The 13,438-nt window shown below is 65.0% G+C and carries 14 protein-coding genes; 10 read left to right on the top strand and 4 right to left on the bottom strand.

The genetic code is table 11. The features are described 5' to 3' along the window. Window positions 1-177 precede the first annotated feature (177 nt). On the top strand, window positions 178-1,446 hold the full coding sequence (locus VGO12_RS14350; protein ID WP_414650725.1) for a serine hydrolase: 1,269 nt from the start codon (window positions 178-180) through the stop codon (window positions 1,444-1,446). A gap of 25 nt (window positions 1,447-1,471) precedes the next feature. Here VGO12_RS14350 and VGO12_RS14345 read toward each other — a convergent pair whose 3' ends face one another. The 3 genes from VGO12_RS14345 to VGO12_RS14335 form a co-directional block, all read right to left on the bottom strand. Next, window positions 1,472-2,128: a hypothetical protein gene (locus tag VGO12_RS14345; RefSeq protein ID WP_327513422.1), complete on the bottom strand. Its 657-nt coding sequence runs from the start codon at window positions 2,126-2,128 to the stop codon at window positions 1,472-1,474. A 6-nt stretch (window positions 2,129-2,134) separates the two neighbouring features. After that, window positions 2,135-3,550 (bottom strand): metalloprotease TldD, encoded by a 1,416-nt coding sequence (tldD, locus tag VGO12_RS14340; RefSeq protein ID WP_327513421.1) that lies wholly within the window; start codon window positions 3,548-3,550, stop codon window positions 2,135-2,137. A gap of 73 nt (window positions 3,551-3,623) precedes the next feature. After that, entirely contained in the window at window positions 3,624-4,823 is a 1,200-nt protein-coding gene (locus VGO12_RS14335; protein ID WP_327513420.1) for a winged helix-turn-helix domain-containing protein, read from the bottom strand. A 132-nt stretch (window positions 4,824-4,955) separates the two neighbouring features. Between VGO12_RS14335 and VGO12_RS14330 the strand changes: the two genes are divergently transcribed. Genes VGO12_RS14330 through VGO12_RS14310 form a run of 5 tightly spaced genes read left to right on the top strand, consistent with a single transcriptional unit; the run spans window position 4,956 to window position 9,504 of the window. Then, on the top strand, window positions 4,956-5,636 hold the full coding sequence (locus tag VGO12_RS14330) for an ABC transporter ATP-binding protein (protein WP_327513419.1): 681 nt from the start codon (window positions 4,956-4,958) through the stop codon (window positions 5,634-5,636). Continuing rightward, entirely contained in the window at window positions 5,630-6,235 is a 606-nt protein-coding gene (locus VGO12_RS14325) for an energy-coupling factor transporter transmembrane protein EcfT (RefSeq protein WP_327513418.1), read from the top strand. The genes VGO12_RS14330 and VGO12_RS14325 overlap by 7 nt, the downstream gene beginning before the upstream one ends. 36 nt (window positions 6,236-6,271) lie before the next feature. After that, window positions 6,272-6,835, top strand: a complete 564-nt coding sequence (locus VGO12_RS14320; RefSeq protein ID WP_327513417.1) for a biotin transporter BioY — start codon at window positions 6,272-6,274, stop codon at window positions 6,833-6,835. A gap of 4 nt (window positions 6,836-6,839) precedes the next feature. Then, the gene (locus VGO12_RS14315; RefSeq protein WP_327513416.1) at window positions 6,840-8,345 is read left to right on the top strand and encodes a class I adenylate-forming enzyme family protein; all 1,506 of its coding nucleotides are present in this window, start codon (window positions 6,840-6,842) and stop codon (window positions 8,343-8,345) included. Continuing rightward, on the top strand, window positions 8,329-9,504 hold the full coding sequence (locus tag VGO12_RS14310; RefSeq protein ID WP_327513440.1) for a thiolase family protein: 1,176 nt from the start codon (window positions 8,329-8,331) through the stop codon (window positions 9,502-9,504). The genes VGO12_RS14315 and VGO12_RS14310 overlap by 17 nt, the downstream gene beginning before the upstream one ends. A gap of 9 nt (window positions 9,505-9,513) precedes the next feature. On the opposite strand, the gene VGO12_RS14305 is transcribed toward VGO12_RS14310, so the two are convergent. Next, the gene (locus tag VGO12_RS14305; protein ID WP_327513415.1) at window positions 9,514-9,915 is read right to left on the bottom strand and encodes an acyl-CoA thioesterase; all 402 of its coding nucleotides are present in this window, start codon (window positions 9,913-9,915) and stop codon (window positions 9,514-9,516) included. Window positions 9,916-9,931: 16 nt separating this feature from the next. On the opposite strand from VGO12_RS14305, the gene VGO12_RS14300 reads away from it, so the two are divergent. From VGO12_RS14300 to VGO12_RS14285, 4 genes are all read left to right on the top strand, one after another. Continuing rightward, window positions 9,932-10,903, top strand: a complete 972-nt coding sequence (locus VGO12_RS14300) for a zinc-dependent alcohol dehydrogenase family protein (protein WP_327513414.1) — start codon at window positions 9,932-9,934, stop codon at window positions 10,901-10,903. A gap of 62 nt (window positions 10,904-10,965) precedes the next feature. After that, window positions 10,966-11,895, top strand: a complete 930-nt coding sequence (locus VGO12_RS14295; protein ID WP_327513413.1) for a histone deacetylase family protein — start codon at window positions 10,966-10,968, stop codon at window positions 11,893-11,895. Between the two features lie 2 nt (window positions 11,896-11,897). Continuing rightward, window positions 11,898-12,149, top strand: a complete 252-nt coding sequence (locus tag VGO12_RS14290) for an exodeoxyribonuclease VII small subunit (RefSeq protein WP_043619815.1) — start codon at window positions 11,898-11,900, stop codon at window positions 12,147-12,149. A 118-nt stretch (window positions 12,150-12,267) separates the two neighbouring features. Continuing rightward, window positions 12,268-13,191 carry a pirin family protein gene (locus VGO12_RS14285; RefSeq protein WP_327513412.1) on the top strand — a complete coding sequence of 308 codons (924 nt, stop codon included), beginning with the start codon at window positions 12,268-12,270 and terminating at the stop codon, window positions 13,189-13,191. Window positions 13,192-13,438: the final 247 nt, after the last annotated feature.

The raw sequence follows: 13,438 nt of genomic DNA, 5'->3' as shown, positions 1-13,438 counted from the left end.
GCGTTAATCCTTGTTGAACGTAGGGCCGTTCATCGAGCATTTACCACACACCGCAAAACAGGCTAGGACTGACACAGTCCGCCCTAAAGTTGCAGCAAAGACACGGATCTTGTCACAAAACGAAACAGCCTTGCGCCCGGTGGACGGCGCTTTTCGACGGGGATCGACATGAACATTCTGCGCTGCCTCCTGCTGGCGACCTTTGCACTGGCGCTTGGGACCGCGACCGCCCTTGCCGGCAGCGCTTCGGTGGTCCTCGATGCGCGCACCGGCAAGGTCCTGTCGGCCGAGAACCCCGACGTCCTCAACCATCCCGCATCGCTCACCAAGATGATGACCGTCTACATGGCTTTCGAAGCGCTGAAGCGCGGAGAGCTGTCCTGGGACAGCAAGATCAAGGTTTCGAAGGCAGCGGCGGCCAAGCCGCCGATGCGCCTCGGCCTGAAGACGGGCATGACGATCACGGTTCGCGAGGCGGTGCTCGGCATGATCGTGCGCTCCGGCAACGATGCGGCGGCGGCGATGGCCGAAAAGCTTGGCGGCACGGAGACGAACTTCGCGCGGATGATGACCGCCAAGGCGCGGCAGCTCGGCATGAGCAAGACCGTTTTCATCAACGCCTCCGGTCTGCCCGCCAGCAGGCAGGTGACGACGGCGCGCGAGATGTCGACGCTGGCGGTGGCGCTGATGCGCGACTTCCCGAGGGAATACCGGCTGTTTGCGACCGAGAGCTTCAACTTCCGTGGCCGCAAGGTGCGCGGCCACAACAACCTGATGTACCGCTACGAAGGCATGGACGGCATCAAGACCGGCTATACCAATGCGTCGGGCTTCAACCTCGTCAGCGCCGTCAAGGACGGCAATCGCCGGGTCGTCGGCGTCGTGCTCGGTGGCAAGACGGCCCGCAGCCGCGACGCCAAGATGGCCGCCCTGCTCGACCGACACGTCGGCAAGGCGGCAAAGGGCGGGCGCCAGCTGGTTGCCTCCACCCGCAGCAGCAAGACGGCCGAGGCCCCGGTCGAAGTGGCATCGGCCGCGACGTCGGATGTCCCGATGCCCTATTCCGCTCCGCAGCGGTCAAAGCAGGATTCCGTGGCGGCGCTGATTGCCGTGACAGCCACGACCGCGATCCCGGCCGAACGCCCCACCGAAGTGGCTGAGATCGAAACGACGGCCGAGGTTCCGGCCAAGGGCGGCGGCTGGCAGATCCAGATTTCGGCCGCACCGTCGGCCGAAGCCGCCCATATGCTTCTCGCCCAGGCCCGCTCCGAGGCCGGCGCGCCCTTGGCCGGGGCGACGCCCTACACCGAAGCCGTCGGCAAGGGCGCCAAGGCGATCTACCGTGCCCGCTTCGTCGGCTTTTCGAGCCGCGAAGCGGCAGCGGCGGCCTGTAATGCGCTCAAGCAGCGATCCTATGATTGCATGATGCTGCCATCGCGCGGTTGATTGGCGGTCGGCCCAAGAGCCTTCGTCACCCTTGCGCGACGGCTTTACGGAAGCGGTTGGCGAGCCACCAGTCGCACTGCTCTTGGCTATAGCCAAGCAGCAGCCCCTCCGCGCGCTCGTCTTCAGCCGTCCACGGGCGCCAGTTGTAGAAGAGCAGGTGGCAGCGTTGCCGGAACCGGTCGAAACGCCACTCTTCTCCCGGCAGCGCATAGGTGCGGTAGAGTACCCTTTGCTCCTTCTCGCCACCGGTCGTTGTCGGGCACATCCGCGAAAACTCGAACGTGTCCGCAAGCAAAGTTCCCGCAGCAACGTGCGGCGCGAATAGCCCTTGCGTTTCGGCAAGCCAGGTCGCTTCCGGGTCGTCGGAAAAATGTGCAAAGGGCTTGCGCCCTTCGAGCATCAGCGGAAGCTCATACCCGGTGTGCACCAGGTAGGGCACGGTATCGAGCGCATGCGGCCGTCGAAGCTCAGCCTTCTCGCCCGTATCCGGCAAGGCAAGCCCGAGGGCGGAGGCCAGCAGCGTCAGGTCGTTCTGATCCAGACGGTAGTAGGCATGCTCCTGGAAAACGCCGCCCCGCAGATCCAACGCCCGCGCAATCGCGCCGGCATCGGCATCAAACCTGAGTTCGTGCCTCGGCGTGGCGGTCTCCGGCGACAGAAAGGAGAGCTTGAAGACCGCCATTTGATCCTACGCCTGCGTGCCGCCAACGGTAATCTGGTCCATGCGCAGATGCGGCTGGCCGACGCCGACAGGCACCCACTGGCCGGCCTTGCCGCAATTGCCGATGCCGGTATCGAGCTTGGTGTCGTTGCCGACCATCGTCACCCGCTTCATCGCATCCGGGCCGTTGCCGATCAGCATGGCGCCCTTGACCGGCGCGCCGATCTTGCCGTTCTCGATCAGGTAGGCCTCGGTGCAGCCGAAGACGAATTTGCCCGAGGTGATGTCGACCTGGCCGCCGCCGAAGGAAACGGCATAGATACCCTTCTTCACCGAGGCGATGATTTCCTCCGGCGTCCTGTCGCCCGACAGCATGTAGGTGTTGGTCATGCGCGGCATCGGCACATGGGCATAACCCTGGCGGCGGCCGTTGCCGGTCGGCTGCATGCCCATCAGGCGGGCGTTCTGCCGGTCCTGCATGTAGCCGACGAGCTTGCCGTCCTCGATCAGCACGTTGTAGCCGGACGGCGTGCCCTCGTCGTCGATCGAGATCGAACCGCGGCGCGCCTCGATGGTGCCGTCGTCGACGACGGTCACGCCCTTGGCGGCCACCTGCTCGCCCAGAAGCCCGGCGAAAGCCGACGTTTTCTTGCGGTTGAAGTCGCCTTCCAGCCCGTGACCGACGGCTTCATGCAGCATGACGCCCGGCCAACCGGACGCCAATACGATATCCATGGTGCCCGCCGGCGCATCGATCGCTTCGAGATTGACCAGCGCCTGGCGCAGCGCCTCGTCGGCACCCAGCTTCCAGTTTTCCTCGGTGACGAATTCGCCGAAGCCACGGCGGCCGCCGGTGCCGAAGGAGCCGCTCTCCTGCCGGTCGCCATCGCCGGTGACGACGGAGATGTTGATGCGGGTCATCGGACGGACGTCGTGCACGCGATGGCCGTCGGCGCGCAGGATATCGACCACCTGCCAGCTGGCCGCGATCGATGCCGTGACCTGTCGGACCTTCGGGTCCTTGGCGCGCAGATAGGCGTCGATTTCCTGGAGAAGCGCAACCTTGGCCTCGAAGCTCGGCTCGCCGATCGGATTCTCGTCGCCGTAGAGCTTCTTGTTGGTGCGCTGCGGGGCCGCGGCGTAGGAGCCGGCATAACCGCGGGTAACCTGCGCCACCGCATCGGAAGCGCGGCCGAGCGCCGACAGGGACAGCTCGCCCGAATGGGCATATCCGACCGCCTCGCCGGCCACGGCGCGAAGGCCGAAACCCTGATCGGTGTTGAAGCTGCCGCCCTTCAAGCGGCCGTTGTCGAAGGACAGCACCTCGGCCTGGGCGTGTTCGAGGAACAGTTCGCCGTCGTCGGCGCCGGCGAGCGTCTCCGAGAGAACCTTGCGGATCGTTGCCTCGTCGGCATCGAAGAGGCTCATCAGATCGGTGTTCATGGCAGTGCGCTCCCGCATCGAGATATCTATTGCCTCCATTTAGGAAGGCGGCGGGTCCAAGCCAAGGAAAATATCACGTCAGCGACGCGTTCCAGCCTTCGAGGCGCTCCACCCGCTCGACGCCGGCAAAGCGGGCGACGCGCTCCAGTTCGGCATCGATCCGCTCCAGGCGGCCGGCCGAAGCCCGGACACCCTTTTCAAGCCAGAGCCGGCGGACATCGAGACTGCCGCGCTTGCGGTCCGCCTTCATGTCGATCCGTCCGATCAGCCGGTCGCCTTCGATCAGCGGGAAGACATAGTAGCCGTATTCGCGCTTGGGCTCGGGCACGAAGATTTCGATGCGATAGTAAAACCCGAACAGCCGCTCCGTGCGATTGCGGTCGCGTAGGAGCGGATCGAAGGGGCTGAGCACACGCACCCGGCCCGGCGGCTCGGGGATGTCGCCAAGGGTTTGCGGAAATCCGGCAAAGGCAAAAGCCACACGGGGTCGACCGCCATCGATGGCGTCGATCTGCACTTCGACAAGCTCGTCGCGATGCTCGCTCACCCAGGTCTTGGCCTCCTCGGGAGAGACCAGGTCCCAGAAGGCGGCAATCTCGCCATGGGTCGCAAAGCCCAGTCGATCGAGGGCGCTGCGGCAGGCCCAGTCGATGAATTCCGGATGGCTGACGTCGCCCTCGTGGTGATGCGAGGGGATCACCCGTTCGGTGAGGTCGTAGACCTTCTGGAAGTTTTCACGCCGGGCAATTGCCAGCTTGCCGGTTCGCCACAGCACTTCGAGCGCCGTTTTCGAGGGATGCCAGTTCCACCAGCCGCCGGACTGATGCTCGGCTTCCTTCAGATCGCGGGCCAGCACCGGACCGCCCTCGGCAATGCGCTGATAGGTATCAACGCACCCCTTTTCGAAGCCTTCGCCACGCCACGCCTTCCAGCGCTCGACGATTGTTTCGCCTTCCCACTTGAAGCGGTGCTTCCAGTAACGGAAGAAGCTGCTCGGAATGATCGAGGCGTCGTGGGTCCAGTGTTCGAACAGGTCGCGGTCGTCTTCGAGAAGCGCTGTCAGGTGCTCGCGGCGATAGGTCTGGTTGCGGGAAAACAGGATCTGGTGGTGCGCACGCTCGACCGTGGCGATGCTGTCGACCTGCACGAAGCCGATGTCGTGGATCAGCTTCAGGAGACCATCCTTGCCGAGCGCGCGGTTGGGCGCACCGGAAAGGCCCTGCTTGGCGAGGAAGATGCGACGGGCGTCGCTGTTGGAAAGGCGAATCGTCATGACGACAAGAGTAGGCTTTTATTCCCATAATTCAAATGCGGCATCGATCCGCCGGCCGCATTGCCCTTTTCGTCGGAGATGGCCTATAGAGCAACGCGAAAACAGCGCGAGCCGAGGACAACGAGGGACGGGATGGACATCCGCTTTACCGAATGCGCCGTCCGCTTCGGCGAACGGGTGGCGTTGCATCCGCTGACGCTGACGCTCAGCGAAAGGCGCATCGGCATCGTCGGCCTCAACGGTTCCGGCAAGACCACCTTCGCCCGGCTGATCAACGGCCTGGTCAAACCCACCTCGGGTCGCGTCACGGTCAATGGCCTGAACACAGTCGAAGACGATCGTGCCGTATTGTCGGAGGCCGGGTTCATCTTCCAGAACCCGCAGCACCAGCTGATCATGCCCATCGTTGCCGAGGACATCGCCTTCGGCCTGAAGAACCGCGGCCATTCGCGCGAAGACATCGACCGCCGCATGCAGGCAGCACTCGCGCGCTTCGGCATCGAACATCTTGCAAAGCGCCGTGTGCACGAGCTTTCGGGCGGCGAGACCCAGCTCGTCGCCATGGCGAGCGTTGTCGTTACCGATCCGAAGATCCTCATCCTCGACGAGCCGACCAACCAGCTCGACCTCAGGAACCGGCGACGCGTCGCCGATACGATCGACGGCCTGCCGGAAGATACGGTCTTGATCACTCATGACCTCGCCCTTGTCGAGAATGTCGACAGGCTGCTGCTCTTCCACGAAGGCCGGCTTGCTGCTGACGGCAATCCGGGCGATACGATCCGCCGCTACCATGAGATCGCCGGATGCTGACGAGCCTCTATGTCGAAGGCAATAGCCTGCTGCACCGTTGGCCGGTGCGCGCAAAGCTGATCGCGCTCGTGACGCTCAGCATCGGGCTTTTTCTCAGCGCCTCGCCCGCGGTCCAGGCCATCGCCTTCGTCGTTGCCGCCGGCCTCTACCTCTCCGTCGGTCTTCCCCTCAGAGACGCGCTGAAACGTGTGGGTTTCGTCTTTCTGACGATCTTCTTCCTCGCCGCCGTCAACCTTTTCCTGCTGCCCGCAGCCGACGTGGCCACGCTCACCTTGCGGCTGATGGCCCTGGTGCTGTTTGCAGCGGCCGTCACGGCGACGACGACGATCAGCGCCTTCATGGACGAGATCACGATTCTTCTAGGCCCGCTCGAACGCCTCGGCTGGCTGCGGGCCGCCGATGTCAGCCTTGCCCTCGGGCTGGTGCTGCGCTTCGTTCCCGATATCTTTCAGCGCTACCAGGCGATCCGCGAGGCGCACCGCGCCAGGGGGCTGCCGGTCCGGCCGTTGACGATCATCGGCCCGCTGATCATCCTGACGCTCAAGGACGCCGATACGATTGCGGCCGCGATTGACGCGCGCGGGTTTCGCCGCCAATAAATGCAAAAAGCCTAATACACAGGGAACCGGATTTTCATGAACACCAGAGACCTCGTCCTCATTGCCCTCTTTGCCGCGATCGTTGTCGTGCTCGGCCTCATCCCGCCGATCACCCTTGGCTTCATCCCCGTGCCGATCACCGCGCAATCGATGGGCGTGATGCTTGCCGGCTGCATTCTCGGCGCCAGGCGCGGCGCGCTCGCCTTCCTTCTGTTCCTGCTTTTGGTCGCAATCGGCCTGCCGGTGCTTTCGGGCGGTCGCGGCGGCCTCGCCGTGTTTGCCGGCCCGTCCGGCGGCTTCATCATCGGCTGGGTCGTCGCCACCTTCGTGACCGGCCTGATCGCCGAGCGCAACGTGCGCGAGGGCCAGGCCGAGACGCGCCAGTTCATCGGTTTCTTCCTCGCCTCCGTCCTTGGCGGCATCGTTGTGCTCTATGCGATCGGCATGCCCTGGGTTTCCGCGGTCACCGGCACGCCGCTGACGGCCGTTGCCGCCGGATCGCTCGCCTTCATCCCGGGCGACCTCTTGAAGGCAGCGATTGCGACGCTTGCCGCGCGCGCCGTCTATGCCGGCTATCCGCTGCTGCCGGCCCGCGCCTGAACCGATGCCGTTTGCCGCCGCGATCCATCGCCACGCGAACGCCCACCCGCATGCCCCGGCCTTCCGCATGGAAGGCCGGGTTTTCACTTTCGGCGAATTGCGGCGTATTGCCGGTCAGCTTGTCGCCGTTTTCAGCACCCTCATCGCCGGCAGCGAGCCCCGCAGCGTGCTCGACAACCGCGTGCGCCTCGTCGCCTTGGAGATCGGCAATCATCCGCTGTTTGCCGCAGCCTTCCTCGCCGCCACGAGCCACGGCCACTGCGTCGCACTGATCGACCCGCACCTGCCGGCCCCGACCCGTCAGGCGATGCACGCGCTTCTGTCTCCCGACCTCGTCATCGCTGCCGATGGCGACCACCTGTGCGTCGAGGCGCTTGCAAGCGGCAGCACGCAGCGCTTCACGGAAACCGACGACGGGGCGAAGGAAGCGCCGCTCGCGATCGGAGACGACGCCGAACCGTTCCTGATCGTCTTCACCTCAGGCACCACAGGCACCCCCAAAGCAATCGTGCGCGATCGAGGCTCGTGGCGAGCGAGCCTTGCCACCGGCCAGGATTTCTTCGGGATCGGCAGCAGGACGAGGACTTTCGCCCCCGGTCCGCTGGCGCACGGGCTGACGCTCTATGCGCTCGCCGAAACCCTCGTGGCCGGTGCCGAATTCATCGGCACGGCCCATTTCGACGCGGCGCGGGCGCTGGCGACCATAGAAGCGGCGGCAGTGCAGCGCCTGGTGCTGGTGCCGACCATGCTGCGGCGGCTCTGTGCTGCGGCCGTCGGCAGCCCGCAAAGACCCGTGACGCACATCACGGTTGCCGGCGCCAAACTGACGTCGGGCGACCGCGCCGGCGCAGCTCTTGCCTTCCCTGGAGCGCGGGTGCTTGAATATTACGGCGCATCCGAACTCGGGTTCATCAGCGTGGCCACGGCGGACGACATGACCTCGGCGACCGCCGTCGGTCGCGCCTTTCCTGGTGTGAGGCTACACATCCTCGACAAGGTGGCACGAGAACTGCCGGCAGGCGAGACCGGAACGATCTTCGTCGACAGCGCTCTGATCTCAGACGGTTATGTCGGCCAAAGCGACGGCGCCGGGTTTCATCGCCAGGGTCCGCTTGCGACCGTCGGCGATCTCGGCTTTCTCGACAATGGCGGTACGTTGCATCTGCTCGGCCGGGCGGGCGGCATGGTGCTGTCGGGCGGCAACAACATCTACCCCCAGGAGGTGGAAGCGACGCTGACGGCTCTGCCGGGCGTGCACGCGGCACTCGTCCTCGGTCTCGACCATCCGGATCTCGGCAGCGAGCTCGTCGCCGTCATCGAACCGGAGGGCCAAGACTTTGACCGCGCGGCGTTTGACCGCCATCTTGCCGCCCACCTGCCCCGCTACAAACATCCGCGTCGCCTCTGGCTTTGCCGGAAGATGCCGATGACACGTTCGGGCAAGGTGGCGGCCGGCACACTCAGACAATGGATCGCAGACCGCAACGATGACCTTGAACCCATCGACTGACCCCGCGCGCATACCGGTGATCATCGCCGCGCTCCGAACGCCGATCGGGCGCGTCAACGGCTCGCTGCGCGACATCGAGCCGTCGCAGCTTGCCGCATCGCTGATGGCCCGCATCCTGAGGGATGTCGGGATAGCGGCGACCGAGATCGACGACGTCATTCTCGGCAATGCCGCCAACAGCGCCGGAAACCTGGCGCGGCTCGCAGCGCTCGAGGCGGGCTTGCCGGTCTCGACCCCGGGTGTGACTGTCGACCGCCAATGCGGCTCCGGCCTCGAGGCAATCACGCTTGCCGCGCGCATGATCCAGGCCGGTGCCGGTCGCTTCTACCTCGCCGGCGGCACCGAGAGCGCCAGTCGGGCGCATATCCGCTTGCGGCCGCCGCTTGAGCGCGGGGGCGAGCTTGCTCCAGTTAAGCGCGCCCGCATGGCGCCCGACGAGATCGGTGATCCGGACATGGGGGTCGCAGCAGAGAACGTGGCGGCCGAGTGTGGCATTTCCCGCGAACGCCAGGACGCCTTCGCACTTCGAAGCCACCGACGCGCCGTTGAAGCCGATGCGGCGGGAAGGTTCGCCCGCGAGATCGTCCCGATCGAGACGGCAGCGGGTCCTGTGTCGCGCGACGAATGCCCCCGGCCCAATGCCTCGATCGAAACACTCCAGCGGTTGAAACCGGCCTTCGTCGAGGGCGGAACGGTGACGGCCGGCAACGCCTGCCCGATCAACGACGGCGCGGCCGTGGTGCTGGTGACGAGCCTCGCCGAGGCGCAGCGGCTCGGCGTTCCCTTCGCGCTCGAATTCGTCGATGCGGCAACGGCCGGCGTGCACCCTGAGCTGCTCGGTCTCGGACCGGTTCCGGCGATGCGCAAGCTGAAGGCGCGGCAGCCCGCGCTCAATCCCGCCGACGTCGACTTCGTCGAGTTCAACGAGGCCTTTGCCTCGCAGGTGCTCGGCAGTCTCGACCAGATGGAAATTGGATCCGAGAGGGTCAATCTGGATGGCGGCGCCATCGCGCTTGGGCACCCTTACGGCGCCTCAGGCGCGATCCTCACAGTCCGGCTTTTCTCGCAGATGCAGAAGACACCCTCAGGCACCGAAGGGCTGGCGATGATGGGCGTCGGTGGCGGCATGGGTATCGTCGCGCTGTTTCGCGTCGTTTGAGATTCTTGATTACACCGAATAGGCCGCCAGCCATTCGCGCGTCGCTGAAGGCAGCGGCAGCGGCGTGTGCCGCTGCGGATCGACTGCCACCCAGACGACTTCCACCTCCGCTGCAAGCTGGCCGCGCGCCTCCACCTTGACGGCAAAGCTGACCGAGCTGCCGCCGACCTTCGCCACGTTGACCGTGAAGCGGGCCGGCTCGTCGTAGCGGAGCCCCCGATGGTAGACGCAGGCCGAGCGACGCACGAGATAACTCGGCTCGTTGATCACGTGGGGACGGTGACGCCACAGGCTGGAAAGAGCGGCTTCGGCATGGGCATAATAGGCGGCATTGTGCATGTGGCCGTGCATGTCTATATCGCGAAACGGAATGCGGATTTCCGTGACGTTCTCCAGCTCCCTGCCGTCCATGCGAGGCTCCCTGACGATGCGCTCCACCCTCGTTAGCCAGTTCGGCGATCCCCGGCAAGTGATTGCGCTCGTCGATGCGGAACGTCGTGCGCCACAGGCAGGCGAAGTCGAAGTCGCCCTGGCGCTGGCAGCCGTCAATCCATCCGATCTCATTCCCGTAACAGGCGCTTACAGCGCCCGCACCACCCTTCCCTTCGTGCCGGGTTTCGAAGGTTTCGGCACGGTGACGCGCATCGGCGCCGGGGTCACATCCCTCAAGGTCGGCGACCGGGTGATACCGATCGGGGCGAGTGGCCTATGGCAGGAATATGTGCTGCGTCCGGCCGAATGGTGTTTCCGGCTCCCCGACGATATCGACCCGAACGACGCCGCGACCGCCTACGTCAATCCGCTGACGGCGCTGCAGCTGGTCGAAGCTCTGCGCACCCATTTCGGATCGCTGGCGGAGCGCCGCATCGGCGTTACCGCAGCCGGATCGGCCATTGGCGGCATGCTGATGAAGCTGCTTGCCGGCGAAGGGGCGGACATCACCGGTATCGTGCGCAGTCGTCGTAGCGCCGACCGCCTTGCCCTGGAGGTTCCCGGTCGGGTCGTGCTTGGCGATGAGGGGCAGACGCCGAGACTTCGCCTCGACGCCATTATCGACGCGGTCGGCGGGCCTTTTGCTGGCGACCTGATCCTGCGCGCCCTCGAACCCGGCGGCGCCTTCATCCAGTACGGAGCGCTGAGCGGCGTTCCCGTCCCGCAGGCCGCGATCCAGGCGCGGCCGGATATCCGCTTCTCGTTTCTGTGGCTGCGCACATGGGTGCATTCGGCCGGCCGACCCGCGATCGAAGCGGCCTTCGCAAGGAGTTTCGAAGGCCTGCGATCCGGTCTCTTTTCCAGCCGCATCGCCGAAATCTACCCGCTGAGCCGGCTCGACACGGCGCTCGCGCATCAGGCCGATCCCGGTCGTGACGGCAAGCTGCTTCTCGATCCGCGCTGTTGAAAATCGTGCCATTTCAGTGCCACGCCATGGACCTTGCCAGGGGAGAGCACTAGGTTTGCGCCATGACCACGTTCCTCTATGAAAATCCGGTCTTTCTGGAACACGAGGTTCCGGAAGGCCATCCCGAGCGGCCGGACCGGCTGAAGGCGCTGAACCTCGCGCTCGAACATCCGAACTTCGCCGATCTCAAGCGGATCGAGGCGAAAAAGGCGAGCGAAGACCTCGTGCTGCTTGCGCATCCGGAAGAGCACCTGCGCGACGTCAAGCGCGCCATCCCCGAGGAGGGCCTCAACCACGTCGAGGCCGACACCTATACGAGCCCCCTCAGCCTCGATGCCGCGCTGACGGGCATTGGCGGAGCGGCGGCCGCGGTCGACGCGGTCTTTTCCGGCGAGGCCGACAATGCGTTCGTCGCGGCGCGCCCGCCCGGTCACCATGCCGAAAAGAGCAAGGCGATGGGCTTCTGCCTGTTCAACACCGTGGCGATCGCCGCCCGGTATGCGCAGAAGGCCTATGGCGCCGAGCGCGTCGCGATCGTCGACTGGGACGTGCACCACGGCAACGGCACGCAGGACATTTTCTGGGACGACCCGTCGGTGCTGTTCTGCTCGACGCACCAGATGCCGCTCTACCCCGGCACCGGCGCCAAGGACGAAACGGGCATCAAGGGCAACATCGTCAACGCGCCCTTGTCGGCGAACATGGGCAGCGAGCACTTCCGTGAGGCATTTCGATCCCGGGTTCTTAGCGCGCTCAGCAATTTCCGGCCGGACTTCATCCTGATCTCCGCCGGCTTCGACGCGCACTACCGCGATCCGCTCGCGCAGATCAATCTTGTCGCCGAGGACTTCGACTGGGCGACCGGGCGACTGCACGAGATCGCCGATCGCAGCGCCGGCAATCGCATGGTCAGCCTGCTCGAAGGCGGCTATGACCTTCAGGGGCTGGCCGAATCGGCCGGGCTGCACATCTTGAGACTGATGAGAGGGTAGACATGAACACCACCACGCAACCGGACGTTTCCGCCCTCTCCTTCGAGCAGGCCGTCGAAGAGCTGGAGCGGATCGTGTCGGCGCTGGAGCGCGGCGACGTCGCCCTGGACAAGTCGATCGAGATCTACGAGCGCGGCGAAGCGCTGAAGAAGCACTGCGAGGCGCTGTTGAAGGCGGCCGAGGACCGCATCGAAAAGATCCGGCTCGACCGCGCCGGCAAGCCGCAGGGCGTGGAGCCGCTCGACGCCGACTGAGCAGGTCCTCCCGTGGGATTGATCGCTCGGCGGAAACGCTGCGTATCTGAGTGGTCCCTAGCCGCCTGAGAACACAGGCGCTAGCTATTGATATGACAGCAAAAACGGGAGCACGCGCATGTCCTTCTTCCCAGGCCCCGATCCGCTTGCCGGCGACAAACCCGCCTGTGACGCCATCGAACATCTGATCGTTCCGCGCACCAGCGACATCGGCGGACTGCAGGTGCGCCGCGCCCTGCCGACGGCGAAACGGCGCCTGGTCGGCCCCTTCATCTTCTTCGATCGCATGGGCCCGGCGCTGTTGCGCGCCGGCGAGGCGATCGACGTGCGTCCGCACCCGCATATCGGGCTCTCGACCGTCACCTATCTGTTCGACGGCGAGATCAAGCATCGCGACAGCCTCGGCACCGAAATGGTCATCCGTCCCGGCGACGTGAACCTGATGACCGCCGGTCGCGGCATCGTGCATTCCGAACGTTCGCCCGAAAACCAGCGTGGCCACGACCGATCGATCTCGGGACTGCAGACCTGGCTGGCGCTGCCCGACCACAAGGAAGAAATCGACCCGATCTTCAGCCACACCGAAGAGCGCATGCTGCCGCATATGAGCGACGACGGCATCAAGGCGCGTGTGGTGATCGGCAATTTCGAGGGCGCGAAGTCGCCAGTCTCGGTCTTCACCGATACCATTTATGTCGATCTTGCCATCGCTCCCGGCAAGAGCGCCCCTTTTGCGGCGCAGTGGGAAGAGCGCGCGCTCTATATTCTCTCAGGCGAAGCGATCATTGCCGGCGACCATTTCGCCGACAACCAGTTGCTCGTCTTCCGGGCCGGCGACGAGATCACCGTGACGGCGGGGCCGCAGGGCTGTCATGTGATGCTCTTCGGTGGGGCAGCACTCGGGTCTGCCCGCCACATCTGGTGGAACTTCGTTTCCTCCTCGAAGGAACGCATCGACAAGGCGAAGGACGAGTGGCGCACCGGCCGCTTCGACATCGTGCCCGGCGACGAGGAAGAGTTCGTTCCGCTGCCCGAAGGGTAATTCGACCTGAAGTGGAACAGATTGCCCCGGGAAAACCGCGCAACATTGCCTCAGGGCGCTTGAATCGATTTCGATTCACAGAATCATGCGCTAGTCTCTTGGTCTATGACGCAGGAATGCCTAGTTTTGCATTCAGCAACGATTGCGTCTAAAGAGCCGCTTCGACGGTACCCACCAACTATCGCGCGCCCGATTTTGCGGCGCGCATGAGGCATGCAGCGTGACACAACTGCCAACCAATCCGATG

Source organism: Ensifer sp. (genome assembly GCF_035999135.1).
Lineage (GTDB): Bacteria > Pseudomonadota > Alphaproteobacteria > Rhizobiales > Rhizobiaceae > Ensifer.
This window is presented reverse-complemented; position numbering and strand designations above follow the sequence as displayed.